Source organism: Streptomyces sp. NPDC046862 (genome assembly GCF_040704615.1).
Lineage (GTDB): Bacteria > Actinomycetota > Actinomycetes > Streptomycetales > Streptomycetaceae > Streptomyces.
Genome location: NZ_JBEYXP010000019.1, coordinates 162,913 through 186,925, shown reverse-complemented (window position 1 = coordinate 186,925; position 24,013 = coordinate 162,913). Strand labels below are relative to the sequence as shown.

The window sequence follows — 24,013 nt, the reverse complement described above, 5'->3', positions numbered from 1 at the left end:
GCCGGGAGGTCTCCGTCCTCGGTCCGGCGGTGAGGTGGATACGTGGGGTGCCCGGCGGCGGACGCCGGCCGCTGCGGGCGGACACCTCCCGGCACGCCCCCTTCGGTACGTACGCGCCTGCGGGCCGGTAGGGGGCATTGTGCTGCCGGGCGCGCCCGTGCCTTTAGGGGCGCGGGGAACTGCGCGACAAGCCACGACGGACCCGCAGACGCGCACCGAACAAGAACCCGGCAGACGGCAACGCCCCCGCCCCCCAGCCGCCGTCCGCCGTATTGACGGGTGCCGTATCCACCCCCACACTCCTCCGAAGTCAATCGGTTGCACAGCCGAAACTTTCGGAGGCACCCCCATGAGAACCTCCAGACACTCGTTACGCCACCGCCTCGCCGCCCTGTTCACCGGCGCGGCCGCGCTGACCGCCCTGCTGGTCGCGGCCCCCGCCCACGCCGCCGACCCTCCCCTGCGCGACCTCGCCGACACCAAGGGCAAGGTCATCGGAACGGCGGTCACCGGCTCCAAGCTCACCGGCACGTACGGCCACATCGCAGGGGCGGAGTTCAACTCCCTCACCCCCGGCAACGCCATGAAGTGGGGCTCCGTAGAGCCCACCCGCGGCACCTTCAACTGGACCGAGGCCGACCAGATCGTCGACTTCGCCGAGGCCCACGGCCAGCAGGTGCGCGGTCACACCCTCGTCTGGCACAGCCAGAACCCGAGCTGGCTGACGAACGGCACCTGGACCCCGGCCCAGCTCAGCCAGCTGCTGAACGACCACATCGCGCTGGAGGTGGGCCGCTACAAGGGCCGCCTGGCCGCCTGGGACGTGGTGAACGAGCCGTTCAACGAGGACGGCACCTACCGCCAGACCCTCTGGTACAACGGCCTCGGCACCGACTACATCGCCCAGGCCCTGACCGCCGCCCGCGCGGCCGACCCCGCCGCCAAGCTCTACATCAACGACTACAACGTCGAGGGCGTCAACGCGAAGAGCACAGCCCTGTACAACCTGGTCAAGTCGCTGAAGGAACGCGGGGTTCCCATAGACGGTGTCGGTCTTCAGGCCCATCTGATCCTCGGCCAGGTCCCCTCCACCCTCCAGCAGAACATCCAGCGCTTCGCCGACCTGGGCGTGGACGTGGCCATCACGGAGCTGGACATCCGGATGCAACTCCCGGCCGACGCGGCCAAGCTGGCGCAGCAGCGCGGCGACTACGAGGCCGTCGTGAAGGCGTGCGTCGCGGTGAGCCGGTGCGCCGGGGTCACCGTCTGGGGCTTCACGGACTCCGACTCATGGATCCCGGACACCTTCCCCGGCCAGGGCGCGGCGACCCCGTACGACGAGAACTACAGCCCGAAACCGGCGTACTCCGGCATCGCGACGGCCCTCGGCGGTACGACCACACCGCCCCCGACGGGCGCCTGCACGGCGACGTACAGCGTCACCAGCCAGTGGAACACCGGCTTCACGGGCCAGGTCAGGATCGCCTGCTCCGGGGCCTCCCTCTCCTCCTGGAGGGTCAACTGGACGTACGGCGCGGGCCAGCAGATCACCCAGGCCTGGAACGCGACGTGCACCCAGACGGGCGCGGCGGTGAGCTGCACGAACGCCTCGTGGAACGGCAGCGTGCCCAACGGTGGTTCGGCGACCTTCGGTTTCAACGCGAACTGGAACGGGAGCAACCCCGTGCCGACGGTCACGTTGGGCTGAGCCGTGCCCGAGAAGTCTGAGAATTTCCGAAGAATGACGGTCGGACAGCTCCGCCTGTAACAATTCGGACTTACGTTCCTACGTGTGACTGTGCGAAGCGGGGAACGCGGAGACGACGGCGGAGCGGCGGGCAGACGGGTGGGCCGGCGGTCGAGGTTGCTGAAGGCCGCCGGCCTCACCCTCGCGGGGGTGCTCGTGCTGGGCGTGGGAACGGCCGGCTGGGCGTACTGGCATCTGAACGGCAACATCAAGAGCGTCGACATCGACAGCGCGCTCGGCGAGGACCGCCCGCCCGCGGCGGTGTCGAGCCCGTCGCCGTCGTCCTCCGCGTCCCCACTGCCCAGCACCGCGCTGAACATCCTGGTCCTCGGCTCCGACTCACGCAGTGGTGCGGAGAACAAGAAACTCGGGGGCGGCGACAGCGGCGGTGCCCGGTCCGACACGGCGATGGTCGTCCACGTCGACGAGGGGCGCACCGAGGCGACGGTGGTGAGCATCCCGCGCGACACGCTGGTCACGCGCCCGTCCTGCCCCTTGCCCTCGGGCGGCTCCACCTCGGTGGCGTACAACACCATGTTCAACAGCGCGTACTCCGTGGGCGGTCCGGTCTGCGCGGTGAAGACGGTCGAGTCGCTGACCGGCATCCGCATGGACCACTACATCGAGATCGACTTCTCGGGCTTCGCCAAGCTGGTGGACGCGCTGGGCGGGGTGACCGTCACGACGGACGAGGACATCGACGACGTGGACAGCCACCTGAAGCTGAAGGCCGGTACCCACCACCTGGACGGCGAGAAGGCGCTGGCCCTCGCCCGCACCCGCCACGGCATCGGCGACGGCAGCGACCTGGGCCGCATAGGCCTGCAGCAGAAACTGGTGAAGGCCCTGCTGGACCAGATGTCCACGACGGACCTGCTGACCAGCCCCACCAGGCTCTACCGGGTCGCCGACGCGGTCACCGGCAGCCTGACGACGGACACGGGCCTGGACTCCCTGAGCGAGCTGATGAGCCTCGGCCAGAGCCTGAGGAGCCTGACCTCGGCCGACGTCAGGACGGTGATGATGCCGGTGGTGCGGGCCCCCTCGAACCCCAACCGGGTGGTGGCCGACGAGCCGGAGGCGAGCGAGCTGTGGGAGAAGCTCGCGTAGCGCAGAAGTAGTGCGAGAAGAAGCGCGAGGTGTAGCCCGAGAACTTTTCTCGATTTTCTCGGCGGTCGTGTCGATCCGCGCGTCCGTCGTTCGACGCAAGGGTGAGAGGCGGGGGAAACGCCCCCGCCGTCACACCGAGGAGTCATCATGCCGCGCTACCTGTCGCTGGTGCAGATCGACGAGGCGACCGCTCCCGCCGAGGGCCCGAGCCCCGAGCTGATGGAGCGGATGGGGGAGCTGCTGGAGGAGATCACGAAGGCGGGGGTCATGCTCGACACCGCCGGGCTGATGCCGTCCGTCCAGGGCAAGAGGGTGCACTGGGAGGGCGGGAACGTGTCGGTCACCGACGGGCCGTTCACGGAGTCCAAGGAGGTCGTCGGCGGCTACGCGCTCATGCAGTGCAAGGACATGGCCGAGGCGCTCGAGTGGACCAAGCGGTTCGTGAAGGTGCACGGGCCGGAGTGGACCGTGACCTGCGAGGTCCGGGAGATCCAGGAGGGCTGACCGGGCCGTTCCTTGGCCTGGGTGCCCGTGCGGGTGTCGAATGGTGGGTTGTGACACCACAGCCCACCTCGCCCCACCGGTCCGCCGACTCCGTCGAGATCACCGAGTCCGTCGAGACCGCCGAGACCGCCGGACCCGCCACGGGTGCCATCGAGGCCGTCTTCCGGATCGAGTCGCCACGCGTCATCGCCGGCGTCGCCCGGATCGTCCGTGACGTCGGCATAGCGGAGGAACTGGCGCAGGACGCGCTGGTCGCCGCGCTGGAGCAGTGGCCGCGGGACGGGGTGCCGGACAACCCCGGCGCCTGGCTCATGGCCACGGCCAAGCACCGCGCCATCGACCTCGTACGGCGCCGGGAGCGGTACGCCCGGAAGCTGGAGGAGATGGGCCGGGACCTCTCCGCCTCCGCGCCGTACCACCTCGACGAGCCCTCCGATCCCGACGACATCGACGACGACCTGCTCCGGCTGGTCTTCACGGCCTGTCACCCCGTGCTGTCCGCCGAGGCGCGCATCGCGCTCACGCTCCGCCTCCTCGGTGGCCTGACCACGGTCGAGATCGCCCGCGCGTTCCTCGCTCCCGAGGCGACCGTGGCCCAGCGCATCGTGCGCGCCAAGCGGACGCTGGCCGCCAAGGGGGTGGCCTTCGAGGTTCCGTACGGGCCGGACCGGGAGGCCCGGCTGGGGTCGGTCCTCGAGGTCATCTACCTGATCTTCAACGAGGGCTACGCGGCCACCGCCGGTGACGACTGGCTGCGGCCGGCCCTGTGCGAGGACGCGCTCCGGCTCGCCCGTGTGCTCGCCCAGCTGATGCCCAAGGAGCCCGAGGCGCACGGGCTGATGGCGCTCCTGGAGCTCCAGGAGTCACGGGCGGCCGCGCGTACCGGCCCGTCCGGTGAGCCGGTGCTGCTGAGGGACCAGGACCGCCGCCGCTGGAACAGGATGCTGATCGCCCGCGGTTTCGCCGCGCTCGGCCGCGCGAACGCCGTCACCGCGGGCGCCCCCGGCCCGTACGCCCTCCAGGCCGCCATCGCGGCGTGCCACGCCCAGGCGTACACGTACGAGGAGACCGACTGGACGCGCATCGCCACCCTGTACGGCCTGCTCGCCGCCCGCAGCCCGTCCCCGGTCGTCGAACTGAACCGCGCGGTCGCCGTCTCCATGGCCGACGGGCCGGGCCCGGCCCTGGAGATCGTCGACCGCCTCGCCACCGAACCCACGCTTCGGGACTACCACCTGCTGCCGAGTGTCCGCGGGGACCTGCTGGCGCGGCTGGGGCGCACGAAGGAGGCCCGCACGGAGTTCGAACGGGCCGCGGGGCTGACCCGGAACGAGCGGGAGCGTGAGCTGTTGCTGCGACGCGCGGCGGAGGCCTCGTAGCCGCGTCAGACCGGGCGGCCGATCAGCATCGTCGGCGCGTCCGCGATCCGGGTCAGGAAGACGGTGGCCGAGTGGGGGCCGTGCGGCTTGACCTTCCTGCGGAGTTCCTCCGGCTCGACGGCCGAGCCGCGCTTCTTGACCGTCAGCACACCGATCTCCCGCTCCCGCACGAGCGCCTTCAGCTTCTTGACGTTGAAGGGGAGGTGGTCGGTGATCTCGTAGGCGGTCGCGTACGGGGTCGGGCGCAGGCTGTCGGCGGTGATGTAGGCGATGTGGGGGTCGAGCAGCCCGCCGTCGAGGCCGGCCGCCACCTCGGCCACCAGGTGCGCGCGGATCACGGCGCCGTCGGGCTCGTACAGGTAGGGCCCGGGCGGCCGCACCGTCGGATCCGGCAGCCCGCGGCCGAGCAGCGTGCGCGGTCCGGGCAGCAGGGTGGCCTTCACGGCCCCCGGCTCCGTGCCGAACCACAGCACGGCCTCCTTCACGTCCCCGCCGTCCGAGATCCACTCGGCCTCGGCCTCGGCGGGGATCGCCTCGTGGGGCACACCGGGGGCGATCTTCAGAGCGGCGCGCGGAGCCTTCAGGGCCGCCCCGACCGCCCAGGACAGCGGCGGCGAGTACGCCTCCGGGTCGAAGATCCTTCCCCGGCCACCGCGCCGCGCCGGGTCCACGAAGACCGCGTCGTAGGGGGCCACGTCCACGTCCGTGACATCGGCCTCCCGCACCTCGATCAGGTCGGACAGGCCGAGCGCCGCCGCGTTCGCCCGCGCCACCGCGGCCGTCAGCGGGTCCCGGTCGACCGCCAGGACCCGGATCCCGGCGCGGGCCAGGGCGATCGCGTCGCCGCCGACTCCGCAGCACAGGTCGGCGACGGACTCCACGCCCAGCGCCGCGAACCGGGCCGCCCGGTACGTCGCCACCGACGCACGCGTGGACTGCTCGACGCCGTTCGGCGTGAAGAACATCCGCTCCGCGTCCTCGGCCCCGAACTTCGCCGCCGCCCGCTGCCGCAGCCGGGCCTGTGCGATGGCCGCCGAGACGAGGGCGGCCGGATGATCGCGGCGCAGCCGGGTCGCGACGGCCAGCTCCGCCGCCGGACCGGTGCCCCGCACCTCGCCGAGGAGGGCCAGGCCCTCGGGGGTGAGGAGAGCGGCGAAGGAGTCGAGGGAGTCGGTGGGGGAGAGGTCGTTCACCAAGACATTGTGGGCCACCGCCCGGAAAGACCCGACGCGGCCCGTCCAGCGCTCACCCAGCCCGTCCGGCGTTTGAGGACGAGGCCGCAAGGCCGATAGCGGGGGTCTGGGGGCGCAGCCCCCAGGGACGGCGCCCACATCTCCGGGCACAGAACCACCCACGTACGCACCCACAAACCCACGCCGCGCCGCAGGCAATTGGCACTCCGCTTGACCGAGTGCTAATCGCGGTCATAGTCTCAGGTCTGGCACTCCCCTCGGGAGAGTGCCAACAACGCGACGGGCAGGTCCGGCACCCGCGACGACGGATCGACCTGGTCGCCACCTCAGACAGTTAACCCCGTGAGATCTCCGAAGGGGGAGGTCGGATCGTGACGACCGCCAGCTCCAAGGTTGCCATCAAGCCGCTCGAGGACCGCATCGTGGTCCAGCCGCTCGACGCCGAACAGACCACGGCCTCTGGCCTGGTCATCCCGGACACCGCGAAGGAGAAGCCCCAGGAGGGCGTCGTCCTGGCCGTGGGCCCGGGCCGCTTCGAGGACGGCAACCGCCTTCCGCTCGACGTCAGCGTCGGCGACGTGGTGCTCTACAGCAAGTACGGCGGCACCGAGGTGAAGTACAACGGCGAGGAGTACCTCGTCCTCTCGGCCCGCGACGTGCTCGCGATCATCGAGAAGTAATTTCACCCGGAACCGCCCGGTTCCTGCTTTTCACAGCTGCGCCCCTGGCACCCCGTCGTTTGATCAGCCGGGCGCCGGGGGCGCAGCTCTTTCACCGCTAGAAGACCTCTAGCACCTCTAGATTTCCGAGAGGGCAAACGCTCCCATGGCGAAGATCCTGAAGTTCGACGAGGACGCCCGTCGCGCCCTCGAGCGCGGCGTCAACAAGCTGGCCGACACGGTCAAGGTGACGATCGGCCCCAAGGGCCGCAACGTCGTCATCGACAAGAAGTTCGGCGCCCCCACCATCACCAACGACGGTGTGACCATCGCCCGCGAGGTCGAGGTCGAGGACCCGTACGAGAACCTCGGCGCCCAGCTGGTGAAGGAGGTGGCGACCAAGACCAACGACATCGCGGGTGACGGCACCACCACCGCCACCGTGCTCGCCCAGGCGCTCGTGCGCGAGGGCCTGAAGAACGTCGCCGCCGGTGCCTCCCCGGCCGCCCTGAAGAAGGGCATCGACGCCGCCGTCGCCGCGATCTCCGAGGACCTGCTCGCCTCGGCCCGCCCGATCGACGAGAAGTCCGACATCGCCGCCGTCGCCGGGCTGTCCGCCCAGGACCAGCAGGTCGGCGAGCTCATCGCCGAGGCGATGGACAAGGTCGGCAAGGACGGTGTCATCACCGTCGAGGAGTCCAACACCTTCGGTCTGGAGCTGGACTTCACCGAGGGCATGGCCTTCGACAAGGGCTACCTGTCGCCGTACTTCGTGACGGACCAGGAGCGCATGGAGGCCGTCCTGGACGACCCGTACATCCTCATCACGCAGGGCAAGATCTCCTCGATCGCCGACCTGCTGCCGCTGCTGGAGAAGGTCATCCAGGCGGGCGCCTCGAAGCCGCTGCTGATCATCGCCGAGGACGTCGAGGGCGAGGCCCTCTCCACCCTCGTCGTCAACAAGATCCGCGGCACCTTCAACGCGGTCGCGGTCAAGGCCCCCGGCTTCGGTGACCGCCGCAAGGCCATGCTCGGCGACATCGCCACCCTCACCGGTGCCACCGTCGTCGCCGAGGAGGTCGGCCTCAAGCTCGACCAGGTCGGCCTGGACGTGCTGGGCACCGCCCGCCGCGTCACGGTCACCAAGGACGACACCACCATCGTCGACGGCGGCGGCAAGTCCGAGGACGTCACCGGCCGCGTCGGCCAGATCAAGGCCGAGATCGAGACCACGGACTCCGACTGGGACCGCGAGAAGCTCCAGGAGCGCCTCGCGAAGCTGGCCGGCGGCGTGTGCGTGATCAAGGTCGGCGCCGCCACCGAGGTGGAGCTGAAGGAGAAGAAGCACCGTCTGGAGGACGCCATCTCCGCGACCCGCGCCGCGGTCGAGGAGGGCATCGTCTCCGGTGGTGGCTCCGCGCTCGTCCACGCCGCGAAGGTCCTGGAGGGCTCGCTCGGCAAGGAGGGCGACGAGGCCACCGGTGTCGCCGTCGTCCGCCGCGCGGTCGTCGAGCCGCTGCGCTGGATCGCCGAGAACGCCGGCCTGGAGGGCTACGTCATCACCTCCAAGGTCGCCGAGCTCGACAAGGGCCAGGGCTTCAACGCCGCGACCGGCGAGTACGGCGACCTGGTCAAGGCCGGCGTCATCGACCCGGTCAAGGTCACCCGCTCCGCCCTGGAGAACGCCGCCTCCATCGCCTCCCTCCTCCTCACGACCGAGACCCTGGTCGTCGAGAAGAAGGAAGAAGAGGAGCCGGCCGCCGCCGCGGGCCACGGCCACGCCCACTGACGCACCCGGCACGTCGTCCTGAGGCCCGGCGCCCCTTCGGGGGTGCCGGGCCTCAGGCCTGCCAGGACCGCTACCCGCATTCCCGGGCATCCGCGGATCGTCCGGACCGCTCTACTTCTCCAGCGCGTCGAGCGCCCCGAGCTGGGCCATCAGCCCCAGCCGGTCGTAGTTCCACCAGCCCTCGACGATCTTTCCGTCCCCCTGGAAGCGGAAGACCGTGGTGCCGGTCATGCTCACCTTCCTGCCCGTGGGCGCGATCCCGACGAACTCGCCCTTGTGGGTCGCGTTCCAGGTCCACCGGGTACTCACCAGGTCGCCCTGCGACACCTGGTCCTCGACGGTGAACTCGAAGTCGAAGCCCTCCCGCCACATCCGTATGTCCCTGCGTATGGCGTCCAGGCCGATGGTGTCCTGCTCGTTGGCCGGGTCGTGGTCGTGGTAGTTCTCCGCGAACACGTCGTTGAGCGATGGCAGATCGCCCTTGGTGGCCGCCAGCTCGAAGAGCCTGCGGACGTTCGCCGCGTTGAGCTGCTCGTCCCGCACCACGTCCAGGTCCGTGAAGGTGGGCGTCTCGTCGCAGAGCGCGACCATGTCCCGGAAGATCTGATTGGTCTCCGGGAGCTTCGAGTTCCGCATCGCCTCCTCGTACGAGGGGAACTCCACGATCTCGATGAGATGTGACGCGTCGGCCCGGTCCTTCGCGACGATGCTGTGCGTCGCGGTCCGCCTGCCTTTGGTCTGCTCGACCCATGTGTCCAGCAACCGGTTCATCTCGTCGAACCGGCTTGTCTTGCAGTCGATGAGCTGCACGAACGTCATGACACCGCCTCCCAGCCCCCCTGGGTCCGGCTGACATCCCCATTTTCCCACCGGGGACGCGGTGCCACCTCTGCTTCGGTCTCCAGCTGAGCGAGGGGCTGCCTACTGGGGCCCGTACTTGCGCCCCGTCTTCGAGCTGATCCCGCCGAGCAGCCCCCGCGGCAGCACCTTCACGACACCCATCAGCGCCTTGTACCGAGGGTCCGGGATCGACAGCGACTTGCCGCGGGCCAGGTCGGCCAGCGCCGCGGTGACCAGCTTGTCGGCGTCCAGCCACATCCAGCCCGGGATGTTGTCCGTGCCCATCCCGGCCCGCTCGTGGAACTCGGTGCGCACGAACCCCGGGGCCAGCGCCATCAGCCGTACCCCGCTGCCCGCCAGATCGCGCGCCGCGCCCTGCGTGAACTGCACGACCCACGCCTTGGACGCGCCGTACGTGCCCCGCGGCAGGAACGCGGCCACCGACGCCACGTTGACGACCCCGCCCCGGCCCCGCTCCCGCATCCCCTCGGCCGCCGCGGAGGTCAGCCGCAGCACCGCCTCGCAGTGCACCTTGAGCATCTTCAGCTCGTCGGCCATCGACACGTCGAGGTAGGCGCCCTTGTTGCCGAACCCCGCGTTGTTGACCAGCAGGTCGACGGGGTTCTTGCGGTCGGCCAGCCGCCGCTCCACCACCTCGATGCCGTCGTCCGTCGCCAGGTCGGCCGTCAGCACCTCCGCCTCGATGCCGTGCCGGTCGTGCAACTCGGTCGCCTGCTCGCGCAGCCGCTTCGTGTCGCGCGCCACCAGGACGAGGTTGTGACCGTCAGCCGCCAGCCGTCGAGCGAAGGCGGCACCGATACCCGCGGTCGATCCCGTAATCAGAGCCGTTGTCATAGCGCAAGATTAGTGACCCGGACTGTGCGGATCCGCCCCTCGTACCGGCCTTCACCTGTCCCTTCCCTGCTCAGCACCGATCAAGATCGCACCCGGCGCCGCACCCGGAGGCGCCCGCGGCCGTCGTCCTGTCGCCGCCTACACGGCACCGCCGTGCTCCGCCACGTACCTCTCCGCCAGCCTCCGCGCCTCCGGGTGCAGCGCGTCACCCGCGGCCAGCAGCCGGGGCAGCAGCTCCCGTTCCGTGGTGACGGCCCGGAACTGGAGGGCCGCCGTCACCTCGTGGTCCGGGCGGTGGACGATCTCGACGGGATCGCCGGCCCGGATCTCGCCCGGCTCGACGACCCGCAGGTACGCGCCGGTCCGGGCCTCCCGCGTGAAGCGCCTGACCCAGCCCTTCTCGCCGAGGTGCACCTGGAAGTTGAGGCAGGGGATACGGCCCGAGGTGACCTCCAGGACCACGTCGGCGCCGATCCGCCAGCGCTCGCCGATCCGCGCGCCGGACACGTCGAGGCCCTCGGTGGTGAGGTTCTCGCCGAACATGCCGCTCGGCAGGGTGCGGCCCAGCTCCCGCTCCCAGCCGTCGAGGTCCTCGCGCGCGAAGGCGTACACCGCCTGGTCGTCGCCGCCGTGGTGCTCCGTGTTGCAGACGGCGTCCCCGGCGACCCCGCTGGCGCCCACTCCCTTGGGACCGGGCGCGGAGATCCGCAACGGCCCCTCCACCGGCTGCTTGTCGATGCCGGTCACATGCCCCCGCAGATCCGGGTGGTCCACGGTCCTGGGGCGTCCCACGTTCAGAGACAGAAGCTTCATGCGGGCACGCTAGGCGATGAACCTCAAAGCGGCGACGCAATATTCCGCTCGCTGCCCAAGGCTCGCTTATGCTCGACGGTGTGATCGAGGCCCGTCATCTCCGTGTCCTGCGTGCCGTCGCCGCCACCGGCTCCTTCTCGGCGGCGGGGCGCGAACTCGGCTGCACCCAGCCCGCCGTCAGCCAGCAGATGAAGGCCCTGGAGGCCTCGGTGGGCACGCCGCTGATCGTCCGGAGCGGGCGCGGGATGCGGCTGACGCAGGCGGGCGAGGCGCTGGTCCGGCACGCCGCCGGGATCCTCGCGGGACTCACGGCCGCCGAGGAGGAGGTCGCCGCCATCGCCGGCCTCAGGGCCGGGCGCGTGCGTCTGGTGTCGTTCCCCAGTGGCAGTTCCACCCTCGTGCCCACGGCGCTCGCCGCGCTGCGCGCCGCGCATCCCGGGACCCGCGTCTCTCTCGAGGAGGCCGAGCCGCCCGCGTCCGTCGACAAGCTGCGCCAGGGGGACTGCGACATCGCGCTCGCCTTCCGGTACGAGGGCGCGGCCGGCGCCGAGGAGTGGGACGACCTGGTCGTGCGTCCGCTGCTCCGCGACCGGCTCGTCGGGCTCGTACCGCAGGGGCACCGCCTGGCCCGTACGGAGTCCGTCGCCATCGGGGCGCTCGCCTCGGAGCCGTGGATCGCGGGCTGCCCTCGTTGTCGCGGGCACCTCGTCGAGATCTGTGAGGGGGCCGGCTTCACGCCGCGCATCGACTTCGCGACGGACGACTATCCGGCGGTGGTCGGTCTGGTGGGGGCGGGGCTCGGCGTCGCGGTGCTGCCGGAACTGGCCATCGAGTCGGTACGGCCCAAGGGGGTGCGGATGGTCGCGGTGGAACCCGCGGTGCGCCGGGAGATCGTGGCGCTGACACTGCCGGACCTGGCCCAGGTGCCCGCGGTCGCGGCGACGCTGGATCAGCTGGACAGGGCGGCTGCCCGGTAGCGCTGGCCGGTGGTGCTGCCCGGTGGTGCTGGCGGCGTGCTGCGCGCGCTCTGCGTGCTGCGCGGAGACGTTGGGTGGTGCTGAAACGTTCCTTCAGTTGTTCGAAGTGGTGTCGCCCCCCGTCGCCGACGCCGACACCAGCCGGTTGCGTGCCCGTCCCATGAGCTCTTCGCGCTCGTCCTCGGTCAGACCGCCCCACACGCCGTACGGCTCGCGCACCCGCAGGGCGTGTGCCGCGCACTCCGCGCGGACCGGGCATCTCATGCAAACCTCTTTGGCCGAGTTCTCGCGTGCGCTCCGTGCCGCTCCGCGCTCGCCCTCCGGGTGGAAGAAGAGCGAACTGTCGACCCCGCGGCACGCCGCAAGGAGCTGCCAGTCCCACAGATCCGCGTTGGGCCCGGGAAGGCGGGAGAAATCTGCCATTGCGTTGTCCCCTTGTTGCCGTTCTGGGCTGAGATGTGACTCGACCGTACATCTGCGATCTAAGGAGATGAAAATATGACCCATTGCGAATCTAGCCTCAGACACTGCAAAAAGGGAAGAAATGGGGCCAAATGGGGCATGGTTGTGATGAAACGTTGAGGGTCCGTCGCTCATGCCTCCACTGTGTCCGCCCCCTCACGTAGAGTGCCGAAGGTGGCTCAGTCCCCCGTAACTCTTTCGAGTGACCGTCGTTGAGAGTGCGGAGGCGGTTGAAGGAACAAGCGCTCGGGCGGGCGTCAGAAGTCCGCTCGTGAGTGTCGACCGCACAGGTGACGATTCGTACCAGCCTGGAGGCTCAAGGTGACGCGCATCAGCTGCGGAGGGCGGCCATGACATCCGTCCTCGTCTGCGACGACTCCCCGCTTGCCCGAGAGGCGCTCCGCCGCGCGGTCGCGACCGTGCCCGGCGTCGAGCGCGTGACGACGGCGGCCAACGGCGAGGAAGTCCTCCGCCGCTGGGGCGCCGACCGCTCGGACCTGATTCTGATGGACGTACGCATGCCCGGTCTGGGCGGCGTCGAGACGGTGCGGCGGCTGCTGTCCGCCGACCCCGGTGCGCGCATCATCATGCTCACCGTCGCCGAGGACCTCGACGGCGTGGCGCTGGCGGTGGCGGCCGGGGCGCGCGGGTACCTGCACAAGGACGCCTCGCGCGCGGAGCTGCGCGCCACGGTGACGCAGGCGCTCGCCGACCCGACGTGGCGGCTCGCCCCGCGCCGGCTGCGCTCGGCGGAGATGGGGGCCGCCCCCACGCTCACCGCGCGTGAGATCCAGGTCCTCGAGGGCATGAGCCACGGCCGGTCGAACGCGGAGATCGGCCGGGAGCTGTTCCTGTCCGAGGACACCGTCAAGACGCACGCCAGGCGCCTGTTCAAGAAGCTCGGTGCCTCCGACCGGGCGCACGCCGTGGCGCTCGGCTTCCGGTGGGGCCTGGTTCGCTAGGTGGACCGTAGCGGGGGTTCGGGGATCCCCGCCCGCCGTACAGCGGGCGGGGCCGCCTTCCGAGAGGCGGGCGGGGCCGCTTTCCGGAATGTTGGCGGCAGCGCTTTTCAGCAGGTGAGCGGGGTCGTATATCGCGAGATGGGCGGGGCCGGCAACGCGGCCCGCCGGATGCCTGCTGCTCGTTTCGCCGCGGATGCCGCATCCTTGAGGTGTGGAGTTCCTCGGGGACGAGTCGGACGAGCGGAAGGGGAGGGCGCAGGAGATGAGTTCCGGCGCACCTGCTCATAACGCTTCGGTGCACAAGATGGGACGCGGTGCCACGGGGCGGCCGGCCTCAGGGCACCATGGACCGATGCGCGATGACGAGACGACGGTGATCGGTGCGCTCGTTCATCGCGCTGTCGACGGAGACGAGCAGGCCACGCACGACCTGCTCGCTCATGTCCACCCGCTGGCCCTGCGCTACTGCCGTACGCGGCTGTCCCGGCTGCCGGGTGACGCTCGCCACTTCGTGGAGGACCTCGCGCAGGAGGTCTGCGTCGCCGTGCTCCTGGCGCTGCCGCGCTACAAGGACACAGGAAGGCCCTTCGAGGCGTTCGTCTTCGCCATCGCCGCCCACAAGGTCGCCGACCTGCAGCGGGCAGCGATGCGCCACCCGGGCTCGACGGCGGTTCCCTCCGACGAGATGCCCGAGCGGCCGGACGACTCGCTGGGCCCGGAGGAGCGCGCGCTGCTGAGCAGCGACGCCGAGTGGGCCAAGAAACTCCTGGCCAACCTTCCGGAGAACCAGCGGGAGCTGCTCCTGCTGCGCATCGCGGTGGGGCTCACGGCCGAGGAGACGGGTCAGATGTTGGGGATGTCACCCGGCGCCGTGCGCGTGGCACAGCACCGGGCACTGAGCCGGCTGAGGGCGCTGGCGGAGCAGTAGGCGAGCTCCCGCGGCGGCCTTCCCCGGCCTGGTTCCCGCCTGGTTCCGTGCCTGGTCCCGCCTGGTTCCCCGGCCCGGCAAAGGCGTTTTCCGGTTGCGTGAGCGATGCCCGTGAACGGGGGCGAGGCCCGAACCGTACGAACACACGAAGCCGAAGGGTGCTCTCCGTCATGGAATGAGACGCCCTCGCTTCCCGTTAGCATGGACATCCGCACCGATCAAGGCCATTTGGGGAAGGTGTCATGACTGCGAACGTCGACGGAGTGCCCGGGAAATTCGCGACACTCGGGCTGACCTACGACGACGTGCTGCTGCTGCCGGGCGCATCCGAGGTGCTCCCCAACGCGGTCGACACCTCGTCCCGCATCTCCCGCAACGTCCGGGTCAACATCCCGCTGCTCTCGGCGGCGATGGACAAGGTGACCGAGTCCCGCATGGCGATCGCGATGGCCCGGCTGGGCGGCGTCGGCGTGCTGCACCGCAACCTGTCCGTCGAGGACCAGGTGAACCAGGTCGACCTGGTCAAGCGGTCCGAGTCCGGCATGGTCACCGACCCCATCACGGTGCACCCGGAGGCGACGCTCGCCGAGGCGGACGCCCTGTGCGGCAAGTTCCGCATCAGCGGTGTCCCCGTCACCGACCCGGCCGGCAAGCTGCTCGGCATCGTGACCAACCGGGACATGGCCTTCGAGACCGACCGCAGCCGCCAGGTGCGCGAGGTCATGACGCCGATGCCGCTGGTCACCGGCAAGGTCGGCATCTCCGGTGTCGACGCCATGGAGCTGCTGCGCCGCCACAAGATCGAGAAGCTTCCCCTGGTCGACGACGCCGGTGTCCTCAAGGGCCTCATCACGGTCAAGGACTTCGTCAAGGCCGAGAAGTACCCGAACGCCGCCAAGGACGCCGAGGGCCGTCTGCTCGTCGGTGCCGCCGTCGGCGCCAGCCCCGAGGCCCTGGAGCGCGCCCAGGCACTCGCCGAGGCCGGCGTGGACTTCCTGGTCGTCGACACCTCGCACGGCCACAACAGCAACGCGCTCAGCTGGATGTCGAAGATCAAGTCGAGCGTGGCCGTGGACGTGATCGGCGGCAACGTCGCCACGCGTGACGGCGCCCAGGCGCTGATCGACGCCGGTGTCGACGGCATCAAGGTCGGTGTGGGCCCCGGTTCGATCTGCACCACGCGCGTGGTCGCCGGTATCGGCGTCCCGCAGGTCACCGCCATCTACGAGGCCTCCCTCGCCGCCCGCCCGGCCGGTGTCCCGCTGATCGGCGACGGCGGCCTGCAGTACTCCGGCGACATCGGCAAGGCGCTCGCCGCCGGCGCCGACACGGTGATGCTCGGCAGCCTCCTCGCCGGCTGTGAGGAGTCGCCCGGCGAGCTGCTCTTCATCAACGGCAAGCAGTTCAAGTCGTACCGCGGCATGGGCTCGCTCGGCGCCATGCAGTCCCGCGGTCAGGCGAAGTCGTACTCGAAGGACCGCTACTTCCAGGCCGAGGTCGCCACCGACGACAAGCTCGTGCCCGAGGGCGTCGAGGGCCAGGTGCCCTACCGCGGCCCGCTGGCCAACGTCCTGCACCAGCTCGTGGGCGGTCTGCGCCAGACCATGGGCTATGTGGGTGCCGCCGCCATCGACGAGATGGAGTCCAAGGGCCGCTTCGTGCGGATCACCTCCGCGGGCCTCAAGGAGAGCCACCCGCACGACATCCAGATGACGGTCGAGGCGCCGAACTACAGCAACAGCAAGTAGTCGCCACAGTCACCGAGGGCTCACCGAGGGCGGCTCCGGAACCTCCGGGGCCGCCCTCGGCGTACCCGTCGGCGATACTGGAGGCGCTGAAACGCAGAGGGAAAGGCCACAGACGTGACTGAGATCGAGATCGGGCGCGGCAAGCGCGGCCGCCGGGCGTACGCCTTCGACGACATCGCCGTCGTCCCCAGCCGCCGTACCCGGGACCCGAAGGAGGTCTCGATCGCCTGGCAGATCGACGCCTACCGCTTCGAGCTGCCCTTCCTGGCCGCCCCCATGGACTCGGTCGTCTCCCCGGCCACCGCCATCCGCATCGGCGAGCTGGGCGGCCTCGGAGTGCTGAACCTCGAAGGCCTGTGGACGCGGTACGAGGACCCGCAGCCGCTGCTCGACGAGATCGTCGAACTGGACGCGGAGACCGCGACCCGCCGCCTCCAGGAGATCTACACGGCTCCTATCAAGGAGGAGCTGATCGGGCAGCGCCTGAAGGAGGTGCGGGACGCGGGCGTGGTCACCGCAGCCGCGCTCTCCCCGCAGCGCACGGCCCAGTTCTCCAAGGCCGTCGTGGACGCGGGCGTGGACATCTTCGTCATCCGCGGTACGACGGTGTCGGCGGAGCACGTCTCCGGCGCCTCCGAGCCGCTGAACCTGAAGCAGTTCATCTACGAGCTGGACGTCCCGGTGATCGTGGGCGGCTGCGCCACGTACACCGCGGCCCTGCACCTGATGCGCACGGGCGCGGCCGGTGTCCTCGTCGGCTTCGGCGGCGGCGCCGCGCACACCACGCGCAACGTGCTGGGCATCCAGGTACCCATGGCGACGGCGGTGGCGGACGTGGCGGCGGCCCGGCGGGACTACATGGACGAGTCCGGAGGCCGGTACGTGCACGTCATCGCCGACGGCGGCGTGGGCTGGTCCGGCGACCTGCCCAAGGCCATCGCGTGCGGTGCGGACGCGGTGATGATGGGCTCCCCACTGGCCCGCGCCACGGACGCTCCCGGCAAGGGCAACCACTGGGGCATGGAGGCCGTCAACGACGAGCTGCCGCGCGGCAAGAAGGTCGACCTCGGCACGGTCGGCACGGTCGAGGAGGTCCTCACGGGTCCCTCGCACACCCCGGACGGCTCGATGAACTTCTTCGGGGCGCTGCGTCGGGCCATGGCCACGACCGGGTACAGCGAGCTGAAGGAGTTCCAGCGGGTGGAGGTTACGGTGGCGGACTCGCAGCACAAGCGGTAGGCCGTACGGCGCTGCGCCTTACGGCGTGAAGGGGCCCGGACCTGGGTGGTCCGGGCCCCTTTGTGTGTCCAAGTGGGGCTGGTGGGGCGCGTTTTGGGGGAGGGGGCGCGCGGTTGCGTTCGGGGCGAATGGCCGTCTAGCGGGCGTATCGGGGCGATAGTGTCCTGTTCGGCGCCCCGGTTCTCTGGGGCGCCCCCTTCCAAGGACACGGTTCCGGACCCCGGCCCTCGGGGCCCGGCCCGAACTCCAACGGACCGTCCACCGGGCAACTGGGCGGCATCGTGGAAGGGGGCACCCATGGGGCGTCACCGCAAGCCCACCCGCTGGGATCGGATCCGTCTGTGGATGGTGAAGTGCCGGAGGAGGTGGATCTTGCGGATTCACGGAAGGTGAGCGGCCACCCCCAAGAGGACTAGGGGTGGACACTCCGTTCACTTTTCAGGAGCCTGCCGCAGCGCCATCTGCGGTGGGCTCCACCTTTTGTACGGTACCGGATCCGCCGTCGGGCGGCCCGGTGCCAGAGAAGGTTCTCCTTTCAGGAGCCTGCCGCAGTACCCCCTGCGAACCGGCTCCGCCATTCTTTGGCACCAGACCGCTACGGCGGCGAGGTGTCGGAGAAGGTGGATCTTGCGGCTTTCCCGCAGGCTACTGGCGGAGAGTGCCGCACGCCACCAGCCCCAGCAGCCCAGCCACCCACGCGCCCCCCTTCACAACCGATGCGCCGCCCCCGCGGGCGCGGCCCCCCGCGTGTCCAGCAACAACTGCGCCTTCACCGACAGCCCCTGAAGGTCGTACGTCCGGTGCTGCTGGAGCAGGATCGTCAGGTCGGCGTCCGCGGCGGCCTCGTAGAGGGAGTCGGCGCGCGGGACCGGGCGGTCGAGGACGTTCCAGGACGGGACGTACGGGTCGTGGTAGCTGACGGAGGCGCCGAGTTCCAGCAGGCGCAGGGCGATCTCGCGCGCGGGGGTGCCCTGTTGGTCGGCGACGTCGGGCTTGTAGGTGACGCCGAGGAGGAGCACGCGGGCGCCGCGGGCCGACTTTCCGTGCTCGTTGAGGAGCGTGGCGGCGCGCTGGACGACGTACTGGGGCATGCGGTCGTTGACCCGCTGGGCCTGTTCGACCATCCGGAGGGAACGGGGCGAGTGGCCGGCCAGGTCCTGGGGGACGCCATGGCCGCCGACGCCGGGGCCCGGGCGGAAGGCCTGGAAGCCGAACGGCTTGGTCTCGGCACACCGGATGACGTCCCACAGATCGACGCCGAGGTCGTGGCAGAGGACGGCCATCTCGTTGACGAGGGCGATGTTGACCTGCCGGTAGTTGGTCTCCAGGAGCTGCACGGTCTCCGCTTCCCTGGGGCCACGCGCGCGGACCACCTTGTCGGTGAGACGGCCGTAGAACGCGGCGGCCGACTCGGTGCAGGCGGGGGTGAGGCCGCCGATGACCTTGGGGGTTTTTGCGGGGCCGAAGTCGCGGTTGCCGGGGTCGGTGCGGCCGGGGGAGTAGGCCAGGTGGAAGTCGCGGCCCGCGCGCAGTCCGGAACCCTCTTCGAGGAGCGGGCGCAGGAACTCCTCCGTGGTGCCGGGGTGCACCGGGGACTCCAGGATCACCGTGGTGTGCGGGCGGAGTCGCTCGGCGAGGGTGCGGGCGGCGTCGGCCACCTGGGTGAGGTCGAGCGTGCCGTCGGCGCCGCGCGGGGTCGGGGCGCAGATGGCCGCCGTACGGACGCGGCCGAGCTCGGCGGGGCTGGTGACGCGGCGGAAGCCCTGGGCGAGCATGCGGCGGAGCTCGGCCGGGGTGAGGGAGCCGCTCCCGTAGCCGGAGCCGCTCCCGGAGCCGGAGCCGGGGTCGGGGTCGGTCTCGGAGGCGGTTTCGTACCCGATCGTGGGGATGCCGGCGGCGACGGCGGCCTGGGCCAGCGGCAGGCCGAGATGACCGAGTCCGATGACGGCGAGATCTGCGGGCATGGCGTGGGCCGTCCTTCCCAATAGCCGGAGCGGGACAGTCGCGCAAGCTCTGTGGACAGGATGGGCGAGCGCAATGTCAGACTAGGAGTAAATATGACCGTTATGCGGGATTGGCTGGTCCTCTTTCTCCGCGCGTCCCCGAGAGTTGTCCACAGGTGGACGACGGGTGGTGGCCGAAGTCGGGAGGCGCGGTCAGAATTCTGGGAATGGGGGATGTGAGCCGGGTCTTACTGGGCAGGTGAGACCAGCGCGACAAACAGCGGGAGGCAGCGGTGAGGACAGCGACACTGGGGCCGGTGCAGCGCGCCGAGTCCCTCGCGGGAATGGCCGAGCGCGAGCTGGACGTGCTGGTCGTGGGCGCGGGCGTGGTCGGAGCGGGCACGGCGCTCGACGCGGCGACGCGCGGCCTGTCCACGGGACTCGTGGAGGCGCGCGACTGGGCGTCGGGCACCTCCAGCAGGTCCAGCAAGCTGATCCACGGCGGTCTGCGCTATCTGGAGATGCTCGACTTCGCACTCGTACGGGAGGCGCTGAAGGAGCGTGGTCTGCTGCTGGAGCGGCTGGCGCCGCACCTGGTGAAGCCGGTTCCGTTCCTCTACCCGTTGCAGCACAAGGGCTGGGAGCGGCTGTACGCGGGATCGGGCGTCGCCCTCTACGACGGCATGTCGATGGCACGCGGCCACGGCCGGGGCCTGCCGGTCCACCGCCACCTGACGCGCCGCCACGCCCTGCGGGTCGCGCCCTGCTTGAAGAAGGACTCCCTGGTCGGAGCCCTCCAGTACTACGACGCCCAGATGGACGACGCCCGCTACGTGGCCACCCTGGTGCGCACGGCCGTCTCGTACGGCGCGCGGGCCGCCAACCGCGCGCGCGTGACCGGCTTCCTGCGCGAGGGCGAGCGCGTCGTCGGGGCCCGGGTGAAGGACGTCGAGGCAGGCGGCGAGTACGAGGTCCGCGCCAAGCAGGTCGTGAACGCCACCGGTGTGTGGACCGACGACACCCAGGCGATGGTGGGCGAGCGGGGCCAGTTCCACGTACGGGCCTCCAAGGGCATCCACCTCGTGGTGCCGAAGGACCGGATCCACTCCACGACCGGGCTGATCCTGCGGACCGAGAAGTCGGTGCTCTTCGTCATCCCCTGGGGGCGGCACTGGATCGTCGGCACCACGGACACCGACTGGGACCTCGACAAGGCCCACCCCGCCGCGTCCAGCGCGGACATCGACTACCTGCTGGAGCACGTGAACTCGGTACTGGCGGTGCCGCTCACCCGGGACGACGTGCAGGGCGTGTACGCGGGCCTGCGGCCCCTGCTCGCCGGCGAGTCGGACGCCACCAGCAAGCTGTCGCGCGAACACACCGTGGCGCACCCGGTGCCGGGGCTCGTGGTCGTGGCGGGCGGCAAGTACACGACGTACCGGGTGATGGCCAAGGACGCCGTGGACGCGGCGGTGCACGGTCTCGACCAGCGCGTCGCCGAGTGCGTGACCGAGGAGGTACAGCTGCTCGGGGCCGAGGGGTACCGGGCGCTGTGGAACGCGCGGGCACGGATCGCGGCCCGGGTCGGGCTCCATGTGGTGCGCGTCGAGCACCTGCTGAACCGGTACGGCGCGCTGACCGAGGAACTGCTCGACCTGATCGCGGCCGACTCCTCGCTGGGCGAGCCCCTGAACGGGGCCGACGACTATCTGCGGGCCGAGATCGTGTACGCGGCCTCGCACGAGGGAGCGCGCCACCTGGACGACGTGCTCACCCGGCGGACACGGATCTCGATCGAGACATTCGACCGCGGCACGCGCAGTGCGCGGGAGGCCGCGGAGCTGATGGCTCCCGTGCTCGGCTGGGACAAGGACCAGATCGAGCGTGAGGTCGAGCACTACCGGAAGCGGGTGGAGGCCGAGCGGGAGTCCCAGCGCCAGCCCGACGACCTGACGGCCGACGCGGCGCGGCTGGGGGCGCCGGACATCGTGCCGTTGTAGGAGCGCGGCGAGACCTCCAGACCTCCAGACCTCCAGACCTCCAGACCTCCGTCAGTATCACTCGAACGGGTGTCGTGGGCTGGGATCTTTGCTCGAAACCCGGCCGTTCTACGAGGTGCGGGGGCAGAACTCGGCGGCGAGGAGGGCGGGTTCGAGTCCGGGGTCTGCCACTTCGTCCGTGTTCACCCGGAAGGTGGTGGGCCGGTGAGGCGGGTTCCGTGGGGCCGTTCGCGGTCCGGAGCCCGCCGGGCTGCGGCCTGGGGAGGGCAAGGGACACCCTGGGCGTGGGGTGGTTGTCGGGTGAGGGACAATGGAGGCTCTGTCAGGGCGGGTTGCATGAGGGGACGCATGTCGGAGGCGGAGCGGGGCGGGGCATCCCGTCGGGACGAGAGCGGACGTCTCCTCGCCGGGCGTTACCGGCTGGGAGGGGTCCTCGGCCGCGGCGGCATGGGCACGGTGTGGCGGGCCCAGGACGAGACACTGGGCCGGACGGTCGCGGTGAAGGAGCTTCGGTTCCCGTCGAGCATCGACGAGGACGAGAAGCGACGGCTCATCACGCGCACGTTGCGCGAGGCCAAGGCGATCGCCAGGATCCGCAACAACGGAGCGGTGACGGTCTTCGACGTGGTCGACGAGGACGACCGGCCGTGGATCGTGATGGAGCTCATCGAGGGCAAGTCGCTCGCCGAGGTCATCCGCGAGGACGGGCTGCTGGAGCCGAAGCGCGCCGCCGAGGTGGGCCTCGCGATCCTCGACGTGCTGCGCGCCGCCCACCGAGAGGGCATCCTGCACCGCGACGTGAAGCCGTCGAACGTGCTGATCTCCAAGGAGGACGGCCGGGTCGTCCTCACCGACTTCGGCATCGCGCAGGTCGAGGGCGACCCGTCGATCACCTCGACCGGCATGCTCGTCGGCGCTCCCTCGTACATCTCGCCGGAGCGGGCGCGCGGTCACAAGCCCGGCCCCGCGGCGGACCTGTGGTCTCTCGGCGGCCTGCTGTACGCGTCGGTGGAGGGCGTGCCGCCGTACGACAAGGGCTCGGCCATCGCGACGCTGACCGCCGTGATGACCGAGCCGGTCCCGGAGCCGAAGAGCGCGGGACCGCTGAAGGACGTGATCTTCGGGCTGCTCGTCAAGGACCCCCAGCAGCGGCTCGACGACGCGGGCGCGCGGGTGTTGCTCAACGACGTCATCCACGCACCCGACCCCGAGGAGGCGGAGCCGGAGCCGCTGGACGCGACGCGGGTCGTGGCGTTGCCGCCGGTGCCGGAGGAGCTTTCGGGCAAGGGGAGCCGGGGCGGTTCCGGATCCGGTGCCAAGCAGGGCGAAGGGGCGGAAGGGTGGCGCGGGGCGCTGCGTTCCGTGCGGAAGGCGGCGTCGGGGGCCGTGGCCGGTTCGGCCGCGGCGGGTACGCGGGGCAGGTCGGGCGAGGAGAGCGGCTCCGGGACGGCCTCGTCCGGGGCGGATTCCGGGGCCGGGTCGGGTTCGGGTTCGGGTTCGGGTACTGGATCTGGCTCTGGTTCACCTTCTGGTTCTGGTTCACCTTCTGGTTCTGGTTCTGGTTTCAAGAGTGGCTCCCGGCCCGGGTCCGCGGCGGGTGCCCGGACGAGTTCCGGTGCGGGTGCCGGGGCGGGGAAGGGGGCGGCCGTCGGTACGGCCGTGTCCGACAGGTCTTCCGACAAGTCCTCCGGCAAGCCCTCGGGCAAGTCCGGTGCGCCGTCCGGGCGGAGTGGTGAGTCCGGGGGCGGCGCGTCCCTTGGCAAGGGCTCCGCGGGACAGAGCGGAGCGGGGGACGTCGCCGCTACCAAGGCGGTCAACACGGCGGCCGGAGGCCGGACTTCCGGGTGGCCGCAGATGACGCCGCCCGACCTGCCGTCGCGGCCCGTGCCCCGGGCGCCGATCACCGATGTCGTGCCCCGGCGGACGCTCGTGATTGTCGCGCTGGTCGTGGCGCTGGCCGTGCTCGGCATCGTGCTCGCGCTGTACCTCGGCGGCGACGACAGCGCGTCGGGCTCCAAGAGCGGCGACACCAAGTCGGCCGCGGCCGGCAAGGCGACCCCGAGCGGCGACAAGGGCGGGAACTCGGGCGCCAGTACGGAGACCGAGAAAACCGAGGCGGCCTCGGGGACGAACGCGTCGGCGAGCGGTGAGGCGAGCACGGAGAGCGGTTCGAACGAGTCGAGTGGATCCGGCAGCGGCGGGGACTCGTCGGGTTCGGACGGGATCGCGGAGAAGACGTACAAGGGATCGCAGGGGTTCTCGATCGGGCTGCCGAAGGGGTGGAAGTACCAGTCGACGGATGCCGCGGGTGCCCGCTTCACCGGGCCCGACGGGCAGAAGCTGCTGGTCGCCTGGACGAGCACGCCCAAGAACGACCCCGTGGCGGACTGGAAGAGCCAGGAGCGCTACATGACGCGCTCGCAGTACCAGCGGATCCGAATAGAGGAGGTGGACTACCGCGGCTGGAAGACGGCCGACTGGGAGTTCACCTACGTGGACGGCGGCACGAAGTACCGGTCGATCGACCGGGGGTTCGTCGTGAACGCGCAGCAGGGGTACGCGCTGATGTACACCGCCAAGGCGTCCGGCTGGCGCGGTGACCTGCGCAAGGACACGTGGCGGACCTTCACGAAAACGTTCCAGCCGAAGTCGTGAGTGGGCGGGGCCGGTTCCTGGGCGTCGGGGGAAGTTCCGAGTGGGGCGGCCGGCGTTCTCGGGAGGATCGGGCGAGGTCCTGAGGGGGTACTGGGACCCTTGAAGGACTTGTGAGGGGTGAGATGTCGCATCCCCTCAATACGGGTTGCCTCCGGCACGTATCGTGAGTGGTTGTTGCGGACCGTACGCATCCATGACGGAACGGGACGC

The 24,013-nt window shown here is 70.6% G+C and carries 19 protein-coding genes; 13 read left to right on the top strand and 6 right to left on the bottom strand.

Going from position 1 to position 24,013, the window contains the following annotated elements; all coding sequences use genetic code 11:
• The first annotated feature begins 349 nt into the window (after positions 1-349).
• From AB0959_RS22565 to AB0959_RS22550, 4 genes are all read left to right on the top strand, one after another.
• Positions 350-1,708, top strand: coding sequence for an endo-1,4-beta-xylanase (locus AB0959_RS22565; RefSeq protein ID WP_366828233.1), 1,359 nt, complete (start codon positions 350-352; stop codon positions 1,706-1,708).
• 84 nt (positions 1,709-1,792) lie between these two features.
• On the top strand, positions 1,793-2,857 hold the full coding sequence (locus AB0959_RS22560) for an LCP family protein (RefSeq protein WP_366828232.1): 1,065 nt from the start codon (positions 1,793-1,795) through the stop codon (positions 2,855-2,857).
• Between the two features lie 147 nt (positions 2,858-3,004).
• Positions 3,005-3,361, top strand: a complete 357-nt coding sequence (locus tag AB0959_RS22555; RefSeq protein ID WP_366828231.1) for a YciI family protein — start codon at positions 3,005-3,007, stop codon at positions 3,359-3,361.
• A gap of 98 nt (positions 3,362-3,459) precedes the next feature.
• Positions 3,460-4,740: an RNA polymerase sigma factor gene (locus AB0959_RS22550; protein WP_366828244.1), complete on the top strand. Its 1,281-nt coding sequence runs from the start codon at positions 3,460-3,462 to the stop codon at positions 4,738-4,740.
• Positions 4,741-4,745: 5 nt separating this feature from the next.
• Here the strand turns inward: AB0959_RS22550 and AB0959_RS22545 are convergent, their stop codons facing one another.
• Positions 4,746-5,933: a class I SAM-dependent methyltransferase gene (locus AB0959_RS22545; RefSeq protein ID WP_366828230.1), complete on the bottom strand. Its 1,188-nt coding sequence runs from the start codon at positions 5,931-5,933 to the stop codon at positions 4,746-4,748.
• Between the two features lie 371 nt (positions 5,934-6,304).
• Between AB0959_RS22545 and groES the strand changes: the two genes are divergently transcribed.
• Together groES and groL are read left to right on the top strand one after the other, a co-directional pair.
• Positions 6,305-6,613, top strand: coding sequence for a co-chaperone GroES (gene groES / locus AB0959_RS22540; RefSeq protein ID WP_014178834.1), 309 nt, complete (start codon positions 6,305-6,307; stop codon positions 6,611-6,613).
• 145 nt (positions 6,614-6,758) lie between these two features.
• Positions 6,759-8,381, top strand: a complete 1,623-nt coding sequence (gene groL / locus AB0959_RS22535) for a chaperonin GroEL (RefSeq protein WP_366828229.1) — start codon at positions 6,759-6,761, stop codon at positions 8,379-8,381.
• Positions 8,382-8,492: 111 nt separating this feature from the next.
• Here groL and AB0959_RS22530 read toward each other — a convergent pair whose 3' ends face one another.
• The 3 genes from AB0959_RS22530 to AB0959_RS22520 all read right to left on the bottom strand — a co-directional run bounded on the left by AB0959_RS22530 (position 8,493) and on the right by AB0959_RS22520 (position 10,889).
• A complete protein-coding gene (locus AB0959_RS22530) occupies positions 8,493-9,200 on the bottom strand; it encodes an ester cyclase (RefSeq protein WP_366828228.1) in 708 nt (235 codons plus the stop codon).
• Between the two features lie 102 nt (positions 9,201-9,302).
• A complete protein-coding gene (locus AB0959_RS22525; RefSeq protein WP_366828227.1) occupies positions 9,303-10,076 on the bottom strand; it encodes an SDR family oxidoreductase in 774 nt (257 codons plus the stop codon).
• A 138-nt stretch (positions 10,077-10,214) separates the two neighbouring features.
• The gene (locus AB0959_RS22520; RefSeq protein ID WP_366828226.1) at positions 10,215-10,889 is read right to left on the bottom strand and encodes an MOSC domain-containing protein; all 675 of its coding nucleotides are present in this window, start codon (positions 10,887-10,889) and stop codon (positions 10,215-10,217) included.
• Positions 10,890-10,969: 80 nt separating this feature from the next.
• Between AB0959_RS22520 and AB0959_RS22515 the strand changes: the two genes are divergently transcribed.
• A complete protein-coding gene (locus AB0959_RS22515; protein WP_366828225.1) occupies positions 10,970-11,866 on the top strand; it encodes a LysR family transcriptional regulator in 897 nt (298 codons plus the stop codon).
• Positions 11,867-11,959: 93 nt separating this feature from the next.
• On the opposite strand, the gene AB0959_RS22510 is transcribed toward AB0959_RS22515, so the two are convergent.
• Complete coding sequence (locus tag AB0959_RS22510; protein ID WP_366828224.1) at positions 11,960-12,289, bottom strand: WhiB family transcriptional regulator; 330 nt, start codon at positions 12,287-12,289, stop codon at positions 11,960-11,962.
• A gap of 389 nt (positions 12,290-12,678) precedes the next feature.
• Between AB0959_RS22510 and AB0959_RS22505 the strand changes: the two genes are divergently transcribed.
• From AB0959_RS22505 to AB0959_RS22490, 4 genes are all read left to right on the top strand, one after another.
• Complete coding sequence (locus AB0959_RS22505; protein ID WP_003948568.1) at positions 12,679-13,290, top strand: response regulator transcription factor; 612 nt, start codon at positions 12,679-12,681, stop codon at positions 13,288-13,290.
• A 352-nt stretch (positions 13,291-13,642) separates the two neighbouring features.
• On the top strand, positions 13,643-14,218 hold the full coding sequence (locus AB0959_RS22500) for a sigma-70 family RNA polymerase sigma factor (protein WP_060901477.1): 576 nt from the start codon (positions 13,643-13,645) through the stop codon (positions 14,216-14,218).
• Between the two features lie 242 nt (positions 14,219-14,460).
• Positions 14,461-15,966, top strand: a complete 1,506-nt coding sequence (gene guaB / locus AB0959_RS22495; protein WP_366828223.1) for an IMP dehydrogenase — start codon at positions 14,461-14,463, stop codon at positions 15,964-15,966.
• A 114-nt stretch (positions 15,967-16,080) separates the two neighbouring features.
• Positions 16,081-17,205 (top strand): GuaB3 family IMP dehydrogenase-related protein, encoded by a 1,125-nt coding sequence (locus AB0959_RS22490; protein ID WP_366828222.1) that lies wholly within the window; start codon positions 16,081-16,083, stop codon positions 17,203-17,205.
• 707 nt (positions 17,206-17,912) lie between these two features.
• Here AB0959_RS22490 and AB0959_RS22485 read toward each other — a convergent pair.
• Positions 17,913-19,169, bottom strand: coding sequence for a nucleotide sugar dehydrogenase (locus AB0959_RS22485; RefSeq protein WP_366828221.1), 1,257 nt, complete (start codon positions 19,167-19,169; stop codon positions 17,913-17,915).
• A gap of 272 nt (positions 19,170-19,441) precedes the next feature.
• Here AB0959_RS22485 and AB0959_RS22480 point away from each other — a divergent pair, with 272 nt between their 5' ends.
• Positions 19,442-21,148 carry a glycerol-3-phosphate dehydrogenase/oxidase gene (locus AB0959_RS22480; protein ID WP_366828220.1) on the top strand — a complete coding sequence of 569 codons (1,707 nt, stop codon included), beginning with the start codon at positions 19,442-19,444 and terminating at the stop codon, positions 21,146-21,148.
• A gap of 348 nt (positions 21,149-21,496) precedes the next feature.
• Positions 21,497-23,803 (top strand): serine/threonine-protein kinase, encoded by a 2,307-nt coding sequence (locus tag AB0959_RS22475; RefSeq protein WP_366828219.1) that lies wholly within the window; start codon positions 21,497-21,499, stop codon positions 23,801-23,803.
• The last annotated feature ends 210 nt before the right edge of the window (positions 23,804-24,013 follow it).